Origin of the sequence: Streptomyces pluripotens (genome assembly GCF_000802245.2) — a bacterium.
Lineage (GTDB): Bacteria > Actinomycetota > Actinomycetes > Streptomycetales > Streptomycetaceae > Streptomyces > Streptomyces pluripotens.
Map to the genome: position 1 here is coordinate 6288287 of NZ_CP021080.1, position 19021 is coordinate 6307307.

Annotated in this window: 15 protein-coding genes and 2 pseudogenes; 9 read left to right on the plus strand and 8 right to left on the minus strand. The window is 71.0% G+C overall.

All coding sequences use genetic code 11. The annotated features are described in order from the left end of the window. Positions 1-242 precede the first annotated feature (242 nt). A pseudogene (locus LK06_RS27895) lies at positions 243-1298 on the minus strand (CocE/NonD family hydrolase); the annotation flags it as partial. Between LK06_RS27895 and LK06_RS27900 the strand changes: the two are divergent. The 8 genes and pseudogenes from LK06_RS27900 to LK06_RS27935 form a co-directional block, all read left to right on the plus strand. Next, positions 1278-1583: pseudogene (locus LK06_RS27900) on the plus strand (TetR/AcrR family transcriptional regulator C-terminal domain-containing protein); the annotation flags it as partial. The pseudogenes LK06_RS27895 and LK06_RS27900 sit on opposite strands and share 21 nt — an antisense overlap. A 246-nt stretch (positions 1584-1829) precedes the next feature. Next, a complete protein-coding gene (locus tag LK06_RS27905) occupies positions 1830-3731 on the plus strand; it encodes an alkyl/aryl-sulfatase (protein ID WP_043435333.1) in 1902 nt (633 codons plus the stop codon). 21 nt (positions 3732-3752) lie between these two features. Further along, positions 3753-4967: a cation:proton antiporter gene (locus tag LK06_RS27910; protein ID WP_043435337.1), complete on the plus strand. Its 1215-nt coding sequence runs from the start codon at positions 3753-3755 to the stop codon at positions 4965-4967. 148 nt (positions 4968-5115) lie between these two features. Next, positions 5116-6438 carry a hypothetical protein gene (locus LK06_RS27915; protein ID WP_052269669.1) on the plus strand — a complete coding sequence of 441 codons (1323 nt, stop codon included), beginning with the start codon at positions 5116-5118 and terminating at the stop codon, positions 6436-6438. 433 nt (positions 6439-6871) lie between these two features. After that, entirely contained in the window at positions 6872-7315 is a 444-nt protein-coding gene (locus LK06_RS27920) for a DUF7144 family membrane protein (RefSeq protein WP_039648195.1), read from the plus strand. A gap of 394 nt (positions 7316-7709) precedes the next feature. Beyond that, positions 7710-8567 carry a methylenetetrahydrofolate reductase gene (locus tag LK06_RS27925; protein ID WP_052269698.1) on the plus strand — a complete coding sequence of 286 codons (858 nt, stop codon included), beginning with the start codon at positions 7710-7712 and terminating at the stop codon, positions 8565-8567. A gap of 284 nt (positions 8568-8851) precedes the next feature. Continuing rightward, entirely contained in the window at positions 8852-10357 is a 1506-nt protein-coding gene (locus LK06_RS27930) for an AlkA N-terminal domain-containing protein (protein WP_039648193.1), read from the plus strand. Positions 10358-10369: 12 nt separating this feature from the next. Beyond that, positions 10370-10891: a methylated-DNA--[protein]-cysteine S-methyltransferase gene (locus tag LK06_RS27935; protein WP_052269668.1), complete on the plus strand. Its 522-nt coding sequence runs from the start codon at positions 10370-10372 to the stop codon at positions 10889-10891. Between the two features lie 177 nt (positions 10892-11068). On the opposite strand, the gene LK06_RS27940 is transcribed toward LK06_RS27935, so the two are convergent. The 3 genes from LK06_RS27940 to LK06_RS27950 form a co-directional block, all read right to left on the minus strand. Further along, the gene (locus LK06_RS27940) at positions 11069-12088 is read right to left on the minus strand and encodes a YhjD/YihY/BrkB family envelope integrity protein (protein WP_234367527.1); all 1020 of its coding nucleotides are present in this window, start codon (positions 12086-12088) and stop codon (positions 11069-11071) included. 35 nt (positions 12089-12123) lie between these two features. Continuing rightward, a complete protein-coding gene (locus tag LK06_RS27945) occupies positions 12124-12861 on the minus strand; it encodes an SIR2 family NAD-dependent protein deacylase (RefSeq protein WP_039648191.1) in 738 nt (245 codons plus the stop codon). A 232-nt stretch (positions 12862-13093) separates the two neighbouring features. Then, positions 13094-14215, minus strand: a complete 1122-nt coding sequence (locus LK06_RS27950) for an ADP-ribosylglycohydrolase family protein (RefSeq protein WP_052269667.1) — start codon at positions 14213-14215, stop codon at positions 13094-13096. A 165-nt stretch (positions 14216-14380) separates the two neighbouring features. Between LK06_RS27950 and LK06_RS27955 the strand changes: the two genes are divergently transcribed. Beyond that, entirely contained in the window at positions 14381-15517 is a 1137-nt protein-coding gene (locus tag LK06_RS27955) for a glycerate kinase (protein ID WP_039648542.1), read from the plus strand. A 99-nt stretch (positions 15518-15616) separates the two neighbouring features. Here LK06_RS27955 and pssA read toward each other — a convergent pair whose 3' ends face one another. The 4 genes from pssA to LK06_RS27975 all read right to left on the minus strand — a co-directional run bounded on the left by pssA (position 15617) and on the right by LK06_RS27975 (position 19020). Further along, entirely contained in the window at positions 15617-16432 is an 816-nt protein-coding gene (gene pssA, locus LK06_RS27960; RefSeq protein ID WP_039648541.1) for a CDP-diacylglycerol--serine O-phosphatidyltransferase, read from the minus strand. A gap of 22 nt (positions 16433-16454) precedes the next feature. After that, positions 16455-17111, minus strand: a complete 657-nt coding sequence (locus LK06_RS27965) for a phosphatidylserine decarboxylase (protein WP_043408195.1) — start codon at positions 17109-17111, stop codon at positions 16455-16457. A 170-nt stretch (positions 17112-17281) separates the two neighbouring features. Further along, complete coding sequence (locus LK06_RS27970; RefSeq protein ID WP_039648187.1) at positions 17282-18496, minus strand: acyl-CoA dehydrogenase family protein; 1215 nt, start codon at positions 18494-18496, stop codon at positions 17282-17284. Beyond that, a complete protein-coding gene (locus LK06_RS27975; RefSeq protein WP_039648185.1) occupies positions 18496-19020 on the minus strand; it encodes a MaoC family dehydratase in 525 nt (174 codons plus the stop codon). Before LK06_RS27975 ends, LK06_RS27970 begins: the two co-directional genes overlap by 1 nt. Position 19021 lies beyond the last annotated feature (1 nt).

The following is a 19021-nucleotide window of genomic DNA, read 5'->3' on the forward strand; positions in this document are numbered from 1 at the left end:
GGGGCACCGCTGCGCCGGAGCACGGTCAGGCAGGCGCGAAAGAGTGGGCACCGCCCCCGGAGCGCCCCCGGACGTCCTGGGCGCGCTCCGGGGCCTGCGGTCGGAGTGCGCCTCATGCGGCTGACCTGAACGGCGGAGACGACCTGGTGCAGTGAGCGGGATCGGCCGGCCCCAACGGTCAGCGGTGCCCCGTCGGGCTGAAGGACTACGCGGGCCCGGAGTTGTGGGGAAGCACCAACGCCGTCCGTGTGGAGCGTGATGCACACGGGTACGAAGGTGGCGGCATCCACCGACGGCTGCCCGGTGGCTGGGTTGCGGGCGAAGCGCGGATGGGCACCCCGCTGATCTGCCACCGTATGCGGTGACGACGGCGAAGCGGTGGGCGGTGGAGCTCATCGGCACGGTGACCCGTGAGGGTGCGGGTCCGGTGGTCCGGAGCCGGCCCAACCCGTCACAGACGTTGACGGAGCGCCCTTGGGGGTCGACGTCACACAGGCGGGTGAAGACGTCGGCGTACCCGGTGTCCGTGGAGACGCTCAGTCGTGCGGAGACCGGGCCCAGGATCTCCACGGGCTCGGTCAGCGGAGGGCCGGTGAACGTCAGGACGTCGTCTCGGGCCTCCAGGCTGCCGTTGTCCCGGGGGCCGGCGGTGCGGGACAGCAGTGGGCCGCCGAGGGACGGGGTCGGATCGGCCGGGTCGTAACGGAACGTCGTCAGTGGTGCGGAGTCCGTGGGGCCTGCCGGGTGAGACGGCCGCCCGGGACGGGGTGCCACGGCGTGGCGGCGAAGGCCGGCGGCCAGTCGCCGAGGTCCCGCCATGCGTCCTCGCCGCCGACGTGCACGTGCACCGTACGGGGGCGCAGGCCGGAGGGGTCGGCACAGAGGTGGGCGCGCAGCCACACCAGGCTCTCGGCAAACACCTCGGGCCACCCCTGTTGCAGGGCAGAGGCGTGGGACCAGGGGCCGACGAGCAGAGCGGTCTCGCATCCGGCCCGGCGCAGCCGGCCGTACTGCTCGAATGTCTGGTCGGCCAGTGCGTCGTGCCATCCGGTGATCAGACTCGTGGGTACGTGGAGCCGCGTCGCTGGCTCCGCCAGCGACGCGCCGTGCCGGTAGGCGTCCGTGGCGTCAGGGTGCGTCATCACCTCGTCCAGCCAGGGCACTTCACCCCCGAGGGCCGACTCATGTGCCCCGCGCAGGGGTTGCGCGGTGGTGATGTCACGCAGGCGGCGCTGGAGGCGCAGCGTCGCTTTGACGAACGGTGCCGTGCCCCGGTGCTGGCCTTCCTGGAACGCGCCCTCGCCGCCCTGCGGCCCACCGGACTGGACGGTGCGGCAAGACTGGAGGTCTTCGCCCAGCTCACCGCCTTCGTCGCCGGCCACGTCAACTACGAGGTCGCCCAGACCTCAGCGGCACGGTCCCCCGACCGGCGTACTGCCGAAGCCCGCTACCTCGCCGTCGCCGCCGACGGCCGCCATCCGGAACTCGCCGAAGCCCTCTCTGCTCCTGGACGCCCCCTCACCCCCGAAGCCACCTTCACCCGGTTCCTCAGCCGCTTGATCGACGGCCTCGGCTCCGACTGATCCCGCGTACCGGTCGCGGCGTCCCGCCCGCAGCGCTCCGCAAGCCCCCGGCTCCTCCAAGAACCGGCTCCTCCCGAAGCAGGCCGTGGCGACGACGGGCAACGAGGGGATCTGATCCGAGGACGGGGCGGGTTGACCCGTACGGCGTAGATCCGCTCGTGCCGGCAGGCGTGCCGGGCGAGGGTGGCACTGGCCGGGTCCGCCGTGCCGCCGGTTTCCGGCCCAACGCCTGCGAGGGAGAACGAGGTGACCCAGAACACCGAAGCAAAACCCGCGGAGCCGTCGATCGTTCGGGCCAACGATGCCGTCCTGCGACGGTTCCCCTTCGACGACACCCGTGACCTCGCGGACGCGCGGCGCGGCTTCATGGGCACGGCCCGGGAGAGCGTCGTCAAGGACGCCGTGGGGCGTGCGGTATGGGACCTCGACGCCTACGGGTTCCTCGACCAGGAGTGCCCGGCCACCGCCAACCCGAGCCTGTGGAGGCAGAGCCGGCTCTGCTGCGACCACGGACTCTTCGAGGTGACCGAGGGCATCTACCAGGTGCGCGGATTCGACCTGTCCAACATGACGATCGTGGAGGGCGGGCGCGGCGTCCTCGTCATCGACCCGCTGCTGTGCGCCGAGACCGCGGCGGCCGGGCTCGCCCTGTACCGGAGCCATCGCGGTGACCGGCCCGTGACCGCAGTGCTCTACACGCACAGCCATGCCGACCACTTCGGCGGTGTGCGGGGTGTGGTGACCGACGAGGACGTGGCAGGGGGCGTTCCGGTCTTCGCCCCGCACGGCTTCCTGGCACACGCCGTCAGCGAGAACGTCTACGCCGGCACGGCGATGAACCGTCGTGCCGCCTACATGTACGGTGCCGCCCTGCCCAAGGGCGAACGGGGGCAGATCGGCGCCGGCCTCGGGCAGACGGTCTCCACCGGGTCGGTCGGCCTGATTCCACCGACGGCCTACATCACCCGCACCGGGCAGACGGAGGTGATCGACGGTATCCGCATGGTCTTCCAGCTCACCCCGGGCACCGAGGCGCCGGCGGAGCTGAACATCCACTTCCCCGACCACGCGGCACTGTGCACGGCCGAGAACGCCACCCACAACCTGCACAACCTGCTCACCCCGCGCGGTGCCCAGGTCCGCGACCCGCGGGTGTGGGCCCGCTACCTCACCGAGGCCATCGACCTCTTCGCCGACCTGTCCGACGTCGCCTTCGCCTCCCACCACTGGCCGGTGTGGGGCCGCGAGCGGGTGGTGGAGTTCCTGTCCCAGCAGCGAGACTTGTACGCCTACCTCCACGACCAGACCCTGCGCATGCTCAACCAAGGCCTCACCGCGCTGGAGATCGCCGAGCGGATCGAGCTGCCGCCGGCCCTGGAGCGAGCCTGGCACACCCACGGCTACTACGGCTCCGTCAGCCACAACACCAAGGCCGTCTACCAGCGCTACCTCGGCTGGTTCGACGGCAACCCCGCGCACCTGTGGGAGCACCCGCCGACCCAGGCGGCGAAGCGGTACGTGGAGTTCATGGGAGGCGCAGGCGAAGTACTGCGGCGAGCCCGCCAGTCGTTCGCCGACGGCGACTTCCGCTGGGTGGTCCAGGTCGTCAACCACGTGCTGTTCGCCGACCCGGACAACGCGCAGGCACGTGACCTCCAGGCCGACGCCCTGGAACAGCTCGGCTACGGCAGCGAGAACGGGACCTGGCGCAACTTCTTCCTCAGCGGAGCCCTCGAACTGCGCCACGGCCCGGTCGGCACACCCACCTCGACGGTCTCGCCCGACCTGCTGGCGGCCCTGACACTGGAACAGCTCTTCGACGCCCTCGCGATCCGGGTGGACGGACCGCGCAGCTGGGATGCGGACATCACCGTGCGCTTCAGCGTCACCGACGGGGAGCCAGTGACCATGCGCCTGCGTAACGGCGTCCTCACCCACGTCACCGGCACCGGGCGGGCCGCGGCCGTCCCGGACACCGGGATCACCCTCACCGAGGAGGAACTGCGCGCCCTGCTGCTCGGCACCATCACGCCGGCCGACCTGACGGCACGCGACGGCGTCGAGGTGACCGGTGACGCCGGAAAGCTGACCGAACTCCTCGGCCACCTCACCGAACCCGACCCGGACTTCGCCATCGTCACTCCGTGACGGGCGCAGCGGCGGCCGCCCATGTTCCACCCCGGCACCCTCGTTCTGATCATGACGGTCGCCGTGCTCGCGCCACTCCTCGCCGAGAGCACGGCGCGCTGGATCCGCATCCCGCTGGTCATCTTCGAGATCGCCCTCGGCATCGTCATCGGCCCCGGGGTGCTCGGCTGGGCGCAACCCGACAAGGTCGTCGACACACTGTCCGACCTGGGACTCGCCATGCTGATCTTTCTCGCCGGGTACGAGATCGAGTTCGAGGAAATCCCCGGCAGGACCCTGCGCCACGCGCTGGGCGCCTGGCTGCTGTCCCTCGCGGCGGGCATCGGCCTCGCCCTCGCGCTCAGCGGCGGGGAGACGTTCAAGGCGTTCGTCATCGGCACCTCGCTGACCAGCACCGCACTGGGCACCGTGCTGCCGATCCTGCGCGACCGGGGGGACCTGCACACGCCGTTCGGCAGGGTGATGTCGACATTCGGCGCTGTGGGGGAGTTCGGCCCGGTGGTGGCGATCGCCCTGCTGCTGAGCGGCCGCAAACCGGGCGAGTCGACTGCGCTGCTGATCGGCTTCGCGGCGGTCACCGCGGGCGCCGTCTGGTGGGCGATGCGCCCCCGGCAGCCCTGGTTCTCCCGCCTGATCGACACGACCCTGCACAGCAGCGGACAGTTCGCGGTCCGCCTCGTCATGCTGCTCCTGGCCGGGATGCTGGCTCTCGCCCAGGCCTTCGGCCTGGACATCCTGCTCGGTGCCTTCGCCGCCGGCGTACTCACGCGCCTTCTGCTGCACGGTGCCTCGCCCGAACACAGTGCGGAGGTCATCGGCAAGGTGGAGGCGCTGGGGTTCGGTTTCCTGGTTCCCCTGTTCTACGTGGTCACCGGCATCGACTTCGACCTGTACGCCCTGCTGCACGACTGGCGGGCCCTCGTGCTCGTACCGGTGTTCCTGGTGCTGTTCCTCCTCGTGCGCGGTGGGCCGGTGCACCTCCTGGCGCCACGTGGCCTCGCTCGCGCTGACCGCAGGGCGCTCACGCTCTTCGTGTCGACCTGTCTGCCCCTCGTCGTGGCGATCACGACCATCGGGGTCGACCAGAAGGTGCTCGGCACGGACGAGGCGGCGGCACTGGTCGGGGCCGCGATGCTCTCGGTGCTGCTCCTGCCGCTCCTGGCGATGAGGACACGTGCTGGACGGAGGCCGGAGAAGCCCCCGTCCGCGTCCTCGACGGAGTCGGAGGCCTGGTGACGGGCGACGGCGCCGGTCACCGAAGGCCGCCGGCGAGGCGGGGCCGACTGCCTGGACCGGTGACCCGAACGGCCCCGCTCTGCTCGCGCTGGCGCCCCGATGACGGTGCGCTGGCAAACAGAGCGGCCGGACCGACCAGGAGGCACGAGTGACAGACGGCCCAGCACCCGCGGACGATGGCGCCCACTCGTCCGGGGACCGGGAACTCCAGGAACTGCGTGCACGGGTGGCCGCCCTCGAAGGCGAACGGGCCCGGCCGCCCCGCCACCGCGTCACATCCTTCCTCGCCGCGGTCCTCATCGTTCTCGGCTGCGTCCTGGCCCCGCTCGCCGTGGTCGCCGCCTGGGCGGCCGACCAGGTGGACGACACCGACCGCTACGTGGCCACCGTGGCCCCACTCGCCTCGAACCCCGACGTGCAGGACGCCGTGGCCAACCGGATCACCGACGCGGTCATGACCCATCTCGACCTGCCCACCCTGCTCTCCGAGGCGGCACCTCAGGACCGGCCCCGTCTGGAGAAGGCGCTGGGCGGAAGACTCGGCGACGCGCTCGAAAGCGCCGTACGCAGCTTCGTCCACAGCGCAGCCCAGACCGTCGTCCGGTCGAACGCCTTCAAGACGGTCTGGACCGAGGCCAACCGCAAGATCCACAGTGCCTTGGACAAGGCCCTCACCGGCAGTGGCGGCGGCGCGGTGCAGCTGACGAACGACACCGTCAACCTCGACATCGGCCCCCTGGTGGACCAGCTCAAGCAGCGCCTCGTCGATTCGGGAATCACCGTCGCCGGGAACATCCCCACGGTGCACACGAACTTCACCCTCGTCAGATCTGATCAGATCGGCAAGATCAAGACATATGTGCGACTTCTGCAACTCGCCGGCAACTGGCTGCCGGTACTGGCGGTCCTGCTGGTGGCCGGCGGCGTGCTGCTCTCGGTACACCGGCGCCGGGCACTGGTCGCGGGCAGCCTCGGCGTCGTCGTCGCCACCGGGATCCTCGGCATCGGCCTGCGCGTGTTCCGGGTGATCTATCTCGACCGGCTGCCAGCCGACGTCTCCCAAGCCGCGGCCGGGGCCGTCTACGACACGTTGACCCGTTTCCTACAGACCACGGTCCGCATGGTCGTGGCCCTCGGCATCATCGTCGCCCTGGCCGCCTGGCTCACTGGCCCGGGCCGCCGCGCGGGACTCGTCAGACGGCTGTGGACCTCCGGTATCGGCGCGGTACGCGGCACCGCCGACCGAGCCGGGATGCGGACCGGCCCGGTCGGCCCCTTCGTGAGCCGCTACCGCACCTGGATCACCTGGGTGCTGGTGGCCGCCGTCCTGCTGGTCTACCTGCTGTGGTCCTACCCCACCGGCTGGGTGGTGGTCGGGCTCGCCCTGTGCCTGCTGTTCCTGTTGGCCGTCGTCGAGTTCTTGGCGGAACCGCCGGCCGGCAAGCCGCCCGCGACCGGGACGCCCGCCTGACCCGCGCCGCGGTCCGCCACCGCCATCACCGCCGCGGCCACCCGTGGACGGCGTTCCTCCCGGCCGCCGTCGCGCGGGCGTGCCGGAGGGGGCGGGCACACGCTCCGGTCGTCTCCCGGCCCGGCTCCCGGCACTCTGGTCGTCTCCCGGCGCCGAACCATGTCCGGGGAACAAGCACAGCCACGACAGACCTGTGGGGGAGCGGTCGCCGGGCCGCGGTGCGGGAGCGACCACAGCCGTCTTCCGGCCCGGACAGCGGCCGGAGACCGCCGGACGGCGCCGCATGTATCACCCGATCGGCTCAACCCACGTGGCCGGACGAGGGGTTGGGGGTGAAGTGTCGGAAGCAGGCCGGGCGGAAGACGCCCGGTACGGCCGCCCTGCCCGACGGGGCGCGACCCGGCTCCTCGCCTCACAGAAACGGAGCGCGATCATGACCGCACAGCCCCACTCCGGCGCGCCGTCCGGTGGCTACGGACCGCCCCCCACCGGGAACAGCTCCTGGGTCGCCGGCGGAATCGTCTTCGCGGGTGTCCTGATGGTCGTCAACGGTGTCCTTGCCATCCTGCAGGGAATCGCGGCGATCGCGAAGAACCAGGTCTACGCCCACATCGGCGACTACGTCTACAAGATCAACCTGACCGGCTGGGGCTGGATCCTGCTGATCCTGGGCGCCATCGCCGTCGTCGCCGGCTTCGGCATCCTCTCCGGCGCCGCGTGGGCCCGCCTGGTCGGTATCGCCCTTGCCTCGCTGAGCCTGGTGGCCCAGTTCATGTTCCTGCCGTACGCGCCGGTGTGGTCGGTGATCATGATGGCGATCGACGTGTTCATCATCTGGGCGCTCGCGGTGTACGAGCCCACGACCGCGTCCACCTGACGTCCCGGGCGCGGTGGACCATCTGCCGCGCCCGCCATCCGCCCGCAGACGAGCCCGGGGCGGGGGTCCCCGCCCGTCGGGGGTCCGGGGCGCCGGCTGCGCGCCCCCTCGGCGGCCCGAGGCCTCACCGCAGCGGCCGTGGTCCGATGGGGAGCAACCGTCCCGCTGCGATGCGCGGGGGCCGGACACCAGCGTCGGCGCCCCCTGCACCTTGCCCCTGCCCCCGGACGTCGGACGTTCGCGTGGCATCATCGGCCGGGGCCAGACCCCGAACCGTACGAGGAGCACGATGGACCCCGCTCGCACCGCCCCGCCCGACGGGGATTCCCCCCTTCCGACCGGAACCAGGGGACCGGAGCGGGCCGCTCAGCTGCTGGACGGCTTCTCGCTGGAGATGACCGGCAAGGACGTGCTTCGGCTGGAGGAGGCCCGGGACAGCATCCCGCCGGGCACCCGGATCAACATCACCTTCCTCGCCGGCGAGGACCTCGGCATGCGGCTGACGGCCGCCCGCGAGGTCAAACGGCTCGGATTCGTGCCCGTTGCGCACCTCGCCGCGCGCAGGCTGCCCTCCCGTTCCGCTCTGGAGGAGTTCCTCTCCGGGCTTGCGGCCGACGGCACCGCAGGGAACGTCTTCGTCGTCGGCGGTGACCCCGCCCGCCCCGAGGGCCCCTACCCGGACGCCCTCGCCGTCCTGCGCACCGGGCTGCTGCAGCGCCACGGAGTCCGCCACATCGGCATCAGCGGATACCCCGACGGCCACCCCGCGATAGCCGGCCCCGACCTGTGGACGGCGCTCGCGGACAAGGCGGCGGCCATCGCCGCGGAGGGGTTCACCGGCGACGTCATCACCCAGTTCGGCTTCGACGCCGTCCCGGTCCTCGACTGGCTGGAAGCCGTCCGTGCCCGGGGCGTCCAGCTGCCCGTCCGCATCGGTGTCCCGGGCCCGGCGGGTGCGCGCCGCCTGCTCGGCTACGCCACCCGCTTCGGCGTCGCCACCGGCGCATCCGTCGCCCGCAAGTACGGCTTCTCGTTGACCAACCTGATGGCGACGACCGGCCCGGACCGCTTCCTGCAGGCGCTGGCCGATCGGTACGACCCCGCGCGGCACGGCACGGTGAAGGTGCATTTCTACACGTTCGGCGGGCTGCGGACCACCGCCGAGTGGGCCACCCGCTTCCGGCGACAGGGCAGCATTCCGCAGACCCGGGCTGCGTGGCAGGAGGGGCTTCCGCAGCACAGCCGCGCCTAGTGCCGCAGCAGGCACCACGTTCGCCCCGTCGCGACGCCCGGCACGCAACGCCCCGTCCGAAAGCTCATGCACGTCCAGCACGAGGGCTTCCGGCCGGTACTGCCCCCCAGCCTCCGGCCGGTGGTCCCCAGAGCCGGCACCGGACGCGGCTCCTTGACGGGAAGGCGTTGCCCGCTGTGGCACTCGGACACCCTCGCAGTGCTTCGCCCGCCCCCCTGGTCATGCCCACGTACGTGTCGGATTCCCGCCAGCCACCCGGGCGTCAACTGGTCGATGCTGGACACATGCGAACAGGGACACAGCTCGACCGGGAGCACTGCGTGCGCGCCGCGCAGTCCAAGGACGCACGGTTCGACGGATGGTTCTTCACAGCCGTCCTGACCACTGGCATCTACTGCAGGCCCAGTTGCCCGGCGGTCCCGCCCAAGGCGGAGAACATGGCGTTCTACCCGAGCGCCGCCGCGTGCCAGCAGGCCGGATTCCGGGCCTGCAAGCGCTGCCGGCCCGACGCCAGTCCCGGCTCCCCGGAGTGGAACCGGCGCGCCGACCTGGTGGCCCGGGCCATGCGGCTGATCGCCGACGGCGTCGTGGACCGCGAGGGCGTGGCTGGACTAGCCACCCGGCTCGGGTACAGCACCCGGCAGGTGCAGCGGGAACTGCTGGCTGAACTGGGTGCCGGGCCCCTGGCGCTCGCCCGCGCCCAGCGCGCGCAGACCGCGCGGCTGCTCGTCGAGACCACCCAGCTGCCCATGACGGAGATCGCCTTCGCAGCCGGCTTCTCCTCCATCCGCACCTTCAACGACACCGTCCGTGAGGTCTTCGCCGTGTCCCCGAGCGGGCTGCGCGCCCGCACCCGCGTACCCGGGAACCCCGCGGGCGGCACCCCCGCAACCCCTGGAACCCTGTCCCTGCGCCTGCCGTTCCGCGCCCCGCTCAACCCGCACAACCTCTTCGGCCACCTCGCCGCCACCGCCGTACCCGGCGTGGAGGAATGGCACGACGGAGCCTACCGGCGCACCCTACGGCTGCCGTACGGGCACGCTATCGCCGCGCTCTCACCCCGCCCCGACCACATTGCCTGCCGCCTCACCCTCGGGGACCTGCGCGACCTGTCCGTGGCGATCAGCCGCTGCCGCCGCCTGCTCGACCTGGACGCCGACCCGGTCGCCGTCGACGCCCGGCTGCGTGCCGACCCGCTGCTCGCCCCCCTGGTCGACCGGGCCCCGGGCCGCCGCGTGCCGCGCACGGTCGACGAGGCGGAATTCGCCGTCCGTGCCGTCCTCGGACAGCAGGTGTCCACCGCGGCTGCCCGTACCCACGCAGCCCGCCTGGTCACCGCGCACGGCAAACCCCTGGACGACCCCGAGGGCGGCCTCACCCATCTCTTCCCGTCCCCCGAGGCACTGGCCGGAGCCGACCCCGGGACGCTGGCCATGCCCCGCGCCCGGCGCACCACCTTCACCACACTCGTGCGCGGGCTCGCCGAGGGGCAACTGCACCTGGGCATCGGGGCCGACTGGGCAGAGGCCCGGACCCGGCTGCTCGGCCTGCCCGGCTTCGGCCCCTGGACGGCAGGCGTCATCGCCATGCGCGCCCTGGGCGACCCCGACGCCTTCCTCCCCACCGACCTCGGGGTCCGGCGCGCGGCGAAGAAGCTGGGCCTGCCGGCCACCCCCGCCGCGCTCACCGCCCGCTCGGAAGGCTGGCGGCCCTGGCGGGCCTACGCGGTCCAGTACCTGTGGGCCACCGACAATCACCCGATCAACTTCCTCCCCACGTACGAAGGTTAAGAAGGTTCAGCAGTGAAGCGCCATACCGTGACCGACAGCCCGTACGGCCCGCTCACCCTCGTCGCCGACACGGACGGCGTTCTGTGCGGCCTCTACATGACCGACCAGCGGCACCGCCCACCTCAGGAGAGCTTCGGCCCGAACGACGATGACCTGCGCTGCTTCGCCCGGACACGGGAGCAACTGTCGGCTTACTTCGCGGGTGAACTGACCGAGTTCACCATCGAAGTCGCCCCGCAGGGAACGCCGTTCCAGCGCCGGGTGTGGGAGCAGCTCACCCGCATCCCCTACGGCGAGACCCGCACCTACGGTGAACTGGCTGAAGCCCTCGGCAGCCCCGGAGCCTCCCGTGCGGTCGGCCTCGCCAACGGCCGCAATCCCGTCGGCATCGTCGTCCCCTGCCATCGGGTGATCGGCGCGGACGGCAGCCTCACCGGCTACGGCGGCGGCCTGGAGCGCAAACGGCGCCTGCTGGAGTGCGAGCGTGCGGCGGCCCTCTGCCGAGGTGCGAGAGGCGAACGGCAGGCACGGTGATCGGCATCCGCACGCCGCCCCGTCCGGCAACACCCGGCTGCCGGACGGACCGCTCCTGCCGGTGACCGGCCCGCTGTGGGCCGTAGACCCCACGGCCGTGCCCCGGAGCCGTGCCCGGGGTGTGGCGGCCGGCCTGCGCCCGTGGCGGCGAGCGGGGTCCCGGCGCGCACTGCGGGACTATGCGCGGTCCACGCCGTTGTCGCGGCGGTGCGACACGTGTGACCGGACCGTGCGCCAGCGGGACCGTGTCTGCTCGACCACGCTTTCCCACTGTTGACGTACCTCGTGCTCGGAGGGGCGCCGGCCCTGACGGATCCGGACCAGCTCGTCCTGCACCTGTCGTCCCACCGCAGCCGATGCCACGAGGAGCAGCATGGCCGCGAAGAGGGCCGACAGCATCGCGAAGACGGCACCCACGACCCCGTAGCGGGCAGCGTAGGTGTTGAACAGGTGCGGCAGGTAGAGGGCCGCGCCCACGGAATAGACGGCCGCGAGGACGGCCGCGATGACGCCGAAGGGGACCAGGTCGGGCCAGGCGATCCGCCTGGCCGACAGGATCCAGCCGCTCCAGACCAGGAACACGGCGGTCAAGGGTGCCTCGCACGTCGAGGCGCCCAGACCCAGCCCGCGCCCACCGAGGACCGCGGAGATCCACCCGGTGATCAGGGTGTAGCCGCCGAGGGTGAGGATCCACCACAGACCGTTGCGCGTGTTGCGCACGCTGAGCGGCTTGAGTTCCCAGGTCTGCTCGAAGAGCCGCTGGGAGGCCCGCGCGAAGCTCAGCACCGAGATGGTCAGGAAGACCGCCCCGAAGACACCCACGCTCGCGCTCGTGTTCTCAGCAGGGGAGAAGAGGGAGTTGATGGCCTCGGCGCCGGCACCGGTGAGGTCGTAGCGCCTGATGATCTGCTCCGCGACGTCGTAGTGGACGAAGCTGCCCAGGACGGCGCTGGTGAGGATGGCCATGGGTACCAGCGCGGTGAGAGCGCTGGAAGCCAGAGCCATCGAGCGGTCGAAGCCGACGATCCTCTGAAACCGGTTGATGACGCGCAACGCGAAGGCAGGACGCAGCCAGAACGTCAGCAGGCCGACGAGGCGCTCACGATTGATCCTCGCCGTCGTACCTTCCTCGAAGACCGGAACCTGTGGGCGAGGCGAGCCTAACCGGCCGTTGCGGGTGCAGACGGCGGGCGACACGGCTCCTTCACCCACAGGGTTGTTCCCGGCGGGTCCTAGGAAGCGCCGTCGGCGCTGAACCGGTTCAGCAGTGCGGGCAGCGCGGTGCCGATCGGCTCCCGGACGACCTCGTCGGCGAGTTCGTCATACGGTGTCGGTTCGGCGTTGACGATGATCAGGTGAGCTCCGTGGTCGGCGGCCACGCCGACCAGCCCGGCGGCGGGCTGCACCTGCAGGCTGCTGCCGACGGCGAGGAATACGGTGCAGGCCTTGCTGATCGCCAGGGCCTGACCAAGGACGGCTGGATCCAGCCGCTCGCCGAACATCACCGTTGCCGACTTCAGGATGCCCCCGCACTCCAGGCAGGCCGGATCTACCTCGCCGGCCTCGACCCGGGTGAGGACGTCTTCCATCGACCCGCGCTTCCTGCACCCGGTGCACACGACACTGCGCGCGCTGCCGTGCAGTTCGAGCACCTTGCGTGCGGGCATCCCGGCCAGCTGGTGCAGACCGTCCACGTTCTGGGTGATCACCCGCACCGTCGTCCCGGACTTCTCCAGTTCGGCGACGGCCCGGTGCGCGGCGTTCGGTTCGGCGTGCAGCGCGCGGTTCCTGCGCCGCAGTTGCCAGGACCGTCGGCGGATCTCCGGGTCCCCCATGTAGTACTCGTACGTCACCAGCTTCTCGGCCTGCGGATCCTGCCGCCACAGCCCGTTGGGACCGCGATAGTCGGGGATTCCGGAGTCAGTGGAGATGCCGGCGCCGCTCAGCACGGCGACGAGTGGCTTGGTCATGCCACCGAGGGTAGGCCGGGTGCTGCGGCTCCCGCGAACAGTTTGAACGGCCGGCGGGCGGCCATATCCCCCCAGGCCCCCTGGCCCCGCCTTGCGCGCCGGGCCCCTGGACCTGGAAGGAGGTCTGCCGGTCCGTCCGCTGGCCGTTCTCCACCTCCGCCGTGCGCGTGCCGCGAGCGTGCCGTCCACGAGCACGTCCAGGGCCGACCGGCGCACCCGGCCGGCACAGCGGCTACGGCCCCGCCGTCGCCAGGCGCAGGGTGCGTTCGGCCAGCTCACTGATCCGTACCCCGTCGAAACCGGACACGGCGCTGCGCACCGTGTCGTGCAGCGGGTCCTTCCACCGGGCCGGGATCCCTTCCGCGCCGGCGCGGACACCTGCCACCGAACCGGCCGTCGCCCCGTTCGAGTCGGTGTCCAGGCCGCCGCGCACGGTGAGCGCGATGGTCCGGGTGAAGTCGCCATCTCCGTACAGCAGACCGGCGGTGAGCACGGCGGCGTTGGGCACGGTGTGGATCCAGCCGAGTCCGGCGGTCTCGGCGGACACCGTGGTCAGGGTCTCCTCCCAGGGCAGTCGTGCCTCGTGGAGGGTGACGACTCGCCTCACGGTCCGGGCGAGGCGGCTGCTCGCCGGGATCACCCCGAGCGCGGTCTCCAGAGCGTCCCGCACGGTGGCGGCGGTGAAGGCCGCCGAGATCAGCGCGGCCGCGAACATGGCGCCGTAGACGCCGTTGCCGGTGTGGGACAGCACCGCGTCCCGGCGGGCGAGCCCGGCCGCCCGGGAGGGGGCGCCGGGACAGGTCCAGCCGTAGACGTCGGCGCGGATGAGGGCGCCGATCCACTCTTGGCAGGGGTTGTCGTAGGTAGCCGTCAGCGGTGGTCTCAACCCGTTCACGAGGTTGCGGTACGCCGCCCGTTCCGCGGTGAAGATCTGCCGGTAGGGCAGTGTGAGCAGCCAGAGGTCGCCGACCTGTTCGGTGCTGAATCCGAAGCCGTGGGTCTCCAGCAGGTGCAGGCCGAGGATCGCGTAGTCCACGTCGTCGTCGCGGCAGCTGCCATGGACCCGGCCGCGGACGCAGGCGCGCCACTCCGGACGCAGCGCGGCGCGGTCGGCCGCGTCGGTGGGCTCGGGGAGGTAGTCGGTGAGCGGCAGGGCCGCCGCCCGGCGCAGATAGCGGTCGATGCGGGCGCGCGTCCACACCTCGCCCTGTTCGACCGGCTTGCCGAGCATGTTGCCGGCGACCCGCCCGAGCCAAGCGCCGTGGAGACGGTCGGCGAGAGGGGGCCCGGTGGGCCGGCCCGGGCCGGCCCGGTGGGCGGCGGCGGGCCCGGCGGGGACGGGACGAGGGCTCATGGTTGGGGTCTACCCGTTTTGCGCCGCTGCCTGTCAGGGACCTTCCGGGGGGCGGCCGGGGCATGACGCAGAGGTACTCGTGAGGTTAAGGTCGCAGCGGCGCGACTGGCCCTGACATGCGCGGGGCCCGGAGAGCAAGGGGAAAGCAAGGTGGCGGACGCTGCAGTGAACGAGACCCGTCGGGTGCTCATCGCCGCGGACAAGTTCAAGGGCTCGCTGACGGCCGTGCAGGTCGCCGAGCGGGTGACGGCCGGGCTGCGCCGGGTCGTGCCGGATCTTCACATCGAGGCGCTGCCCGTGGCCGACGGTGGTGACGGCACCGTGGAAGCGGCGGTCGCGGCCGGCTTCGCACGGCGGGAGATCCGGGTCGCCGGACCGCTCGGCCGGGACGTCACGGCCGCATTCGCGCTGCGCGGCGACACCGCGGTGGTGGAGATGGCCGAGGCGAGCGGGCTGCAGTGCCTGCCCGCCGGTGTCTTCGCCCCGCTGACCGGCTCGACGTACGGATCCGGGGAACTACTGCGAGCCGCGCTGGACGCGGGCGCGCGGACCATCGTGTTCGGCGTTGGGGGCAGCGCCACGACGGACGGTGGCGCGGGGATGCTGTCGGCCCTGGGCGCGCGGTTCCTGAATGCTCAGGGGGATCCGGTGCCGCCGGGGGGCGGCGGGCTGGCGGAGCTCGCGCGGGCGGATCTGTCCGGGCTGGACCCGCGGCTGTCGTCCGTTGAGCTGGTGCTGGCCAGCGATGTCGACAATCCGCTGACCGGGCCGAAGGGTGCACCTGCGGTGTACGGCCCGCAGAAGGGGGCCTCACCGGAAGACGTGCAGGCCCTGGACGCGGCCCTCGCACACTACGCGAAGGTGCTTGAGGCCGAGGTCGGGCCGCGGGCAGCAGAGTACGCGGCGTCCCCCGGCGCGGGGGCGGCGGGGGGCATCGGCTACGGTGCGCTGCTCCTGGGTGCCCGTTTCCGCCCGGGCATCGAAGTGATGCTGGACGTGCTGGGCTTCGCGCCGGCGCTGGAACGGGCCTCGCTGGTCATCACCGGTGAGGGTTCGCTGGACGAACAGACGCTGCACGGCAAGGCGCCTGCGGGTGTCGCCGCCGCCGCCCGGGCCGCCGGCAAGGAGGTCGTCGCGGTGTGCGGGCGGCTGACCCTGGCACCTCAGGAGCTGGAGCGGGCCGGCATCGGCCGGGCCTATCCGCTGACCTCGGCTGAGCCCGACGTCGCCCGGTGCATCGCGGATGCGGGCCCGATCCTGGAACGCATCGCGGTGCGGATCGCCGAGGACTTCCTGCGCTGAGCCCCCGGGGAACCCCGGGGAGGCACATCGGCGTGGGCGTGTGCACGGCGAAGGGCCCCGAACCCAAGCAACCGGGTTCGGGGCCCTTCGCACGGAGCGTCACGACTGCGCCGCGCGCGCCTCCCGGCGGTTGCCGCGAATGTTGTTCACCCGGCGAGCCGTGGCGAACAGCGGGATCACCGCGCCCATGACCAGTTGCAGGGCGCAGCCCGTCTGGAGCAGGAGCTGGCCGCTGGGCGCGTCGAAGGCCCAGGCGGCCAGCAGCCCCATCGAGAGGACGATCCACGACAGCATGGCGCCGGCCAGGCGTCCCCGCGGCTTCGGGTACTCCACACGGCTCACCATCAGCCAGGCGGTGCCCAGGATCGCCAGCAGGGTCGCCACGAAGGGCAGCTCCAACAGCACGATGGAGACCACCGTCAGCGCGCCGAACGGCGAGGGCATGCCCTGGAACACGCCGTCCTTCATGGTCACGCAGCTGAAGCGGGCGAGTCTGAGCACCACGGCCAGCAGCACCACGATCGCTCCCAGCGCCGCCACCCGTTGATGCGCGTCGTCCGCGACCATGCCGTAGACCAGTACGAAGTAGGCGGGGGCGAGGCCGAAGCTGATCAGGTCGGAGAGGTTGTCCAGCTCCGCACCCATCGGTGACGAACGCAGCTTCCTGGCCACGAGTCCGTCGAACAGATCGAACACGGCCGCGCACAGCATCAGGATGACCGCAGTGGCCGCGCTGTGGCGGGCCATGCCGGACTCCTGGCTGCCGGTGAGGTGCGGGATCAGGATGCCGGTGGTGGTGAAGTACACCGCCATGAAGCCGCACGTGGCGTTGCCCAGCGTGAGGGTGTCCGCTATCGACAGACGCAGCGAGAGGGGCATCTCCTCTTCTTCATCCGCATCATCGGCCTCGGGCACCCAGCCCGCCTGGGTCTCCGGATCAATCACGGTCAATGCGAGTCACCCCAGCCACGGTCTTCTGCCCGACCTCGACCGCGACCTCCACACCCTCGGGCAGATAGAGGTCGACACGCGAGCCGAAGCGGATCAGACCGATCCGGTCACCCTGCTCGACCTTTGTGCCCTGAGGGATGTAGGGAACGATGCGGCGGGCCACCGCGCCGGCGATCTGGATCATCTCGATGTCGCCGAGTTCGGTGTCGAAATGCCAGACTACGCGCTCGTTGTTCTCGCTCTCCTTGTTGAAGGCCGGAACGAAGCCGCCGGGGACGTGCTCGACCGACGTCACCGTGCCGGCGAGGGGCGCCCGGTTGACGTGGACGTTGAGCGGGCTCATGAAGATCGCGACGCGGGTGCGCCCGTCCTTCCACGGCATGATGCTCTGCACCACACCGTCGGCAGGCGAGATGACCCGGCCCTGGGTGATCTCGCGCTCGGGGTCGCGGAAGAACCACAGCATGCCCGCCGCGAGCGCGGTGGCGGGCACGGCGACGGCCCTGGCGGCACCCGAGCGGCGGGCGCGGGCCAGGCTGAGGGCTGCGGTGGCGACGGTCGGGAGAAGCCACGGCGATGCTCCGCGCGCGAGGCGTACGCCGGCTCGGCTGTCGCGAGGTGCAGAGGTTTGGCTGTGGGGCATGGATGACCTTCGTAGCGGATGATGCCGCGCTCTGACGGGGGACGGCGGCTTTTCCGGGATCGTACCGGTCGCAGGCCGTAACTGGGCAAGCCAGTCAGCCGAGTCGGCGTCCGAAGAGCGTCTACGGGGTGTGATCTTCTTCTCGGAGAAAACACCCCGTAACCGGACAATCAGCCCTGGAATCGATACTCTTCGAGCAGCCTGCGCCCGATGATCATTTTCTGGATCTCGGCGGTACCTTCACCGATCAGCAGCATCGGGGCCTCGCGGTAGAGGCGCTCGATCTCGTACTCCTTGGAGAAGCCGTAGCCGCCGTGGATCCGGAAGGCGTCCTCCACGACCTCCTTGCAGTACTCGGAGGCGAGGTACTTCGCCATGCCGGCCTCAAGGTCGTTTCGTTCCCCAGAATCCTTTTTGCGTGCTGCGTTGACCATCATTGCATGAGCGGCCTCGACCTTGGTGGCCATTTCCGCCAATTTGAACTGGATGGCCTGGTGCTGGGCGATCGGCTTGCCGAAGGTGTGTCGCTGCTGGGCGTACTGCACACCCAGCTCGAACGCACGCTGAGCGACACCACAGCCACGCGCCGCCACGTTGACGCGCCCGACCTCCACGCCATCCATCATTTGGTAAAAACCTCGGCCCGTGACACCGCCGAGCACCCGGTCGGCCGGAACCCGCAGGCCGTCCATGATCAGCTCGGTGGTATCGACACCCTTGTACCCCATCTTCTCGATCTTGCCGGGGATCGTGAGGCCCGGGCGGACCTCGCCGAAGCCGGGCTCCTTCTCCACCAGGAAGGTCGTCATCGACTTGTGGGGGGCAGCAGCCGATTCCGAAGGGGAGTGTCCTTCGTCACTTCGGACCAGGACGGCTACGAGGGACGACGTGCCGCCGTTCGTCAGCCACATCTTCTGGCCGTTCAGGACGTACTCGTCGCCGTCCTTCACCGCCTTCGACGTGATCGCCGAGACATCCGAGCCCAGGCCCGGCTCCGACATCGAGAAGGCGCCGCGGACGTCACCGGCCGCCATCCTCGGCAGGAAGTGGTCCTTCTGCTCCTGCGTGCCGTGCTGCTTGAGCATGTACGCCACGATGAAGTGCGTGTTGATGATGCCGGACACCGACATCCAGCCGCGGGCGATCTCCTCCACGCACAGCGCGTAGGTGAGCAGCGACTCGCCCAGGCCCCCGTACTCCTCGGGGATCATCAGGCCGAACAGGCCGAGTTCCTTCAGGCCGTCCACGATCGCCTGCGGGTACTCGTCGCGGTGCTCCAGTTCGGTCGCGACCGGGATGATCTCCTTGTCGACGAAGTCCCGGACGGTGGAGACGATCTCCTGCTGGACGTCGGTCAGACCGGCGGTCTGGGCGAGGCGCGCCATCACTTCTCCGTCTTTTCCGTAGGTGCGTTCAGCTCCGGGCGGCCCGGCTGCTCGCCGCCGCGTTCCTTGGTGTACGTCTCGGTGGGCACCATGACCTTGCGGCGGAACACGCACACCAGGGTGCCGTCCTGCTTGTACCCCTTGGTCTCGACGTAGACGATGCCGCGGTCGTTCTTCGACTTCGACGGCCACTTGTCGAGCACGGTCGTCTCGCCGTAGACCGTGTCGCCGTGGAAGGTTGGCGCCACGTGCCTGAGCGACTCGATCTCCAGGTTGGCGATCGCCTTGCCGGAGACGTCCGGGACGGACATGCCGAGCAGCAGCGAGTAGATGTAGTTGCCCACCACGACGTTCTTGCCGAAGTCGGTTGTCTTCTCGGCGTAGTTGACGTCCATGTGGAGCGGGTGGTGGTTCATGGTGAGGAGACAGAACAGGTGGTCGTCGTACTCCGTGACCGTCTTGCCCGGCCAGTGCTTGTACGTCGCCCCGACCTCGAACTCCTCGTAGGTGCGCCCGAACTGCATG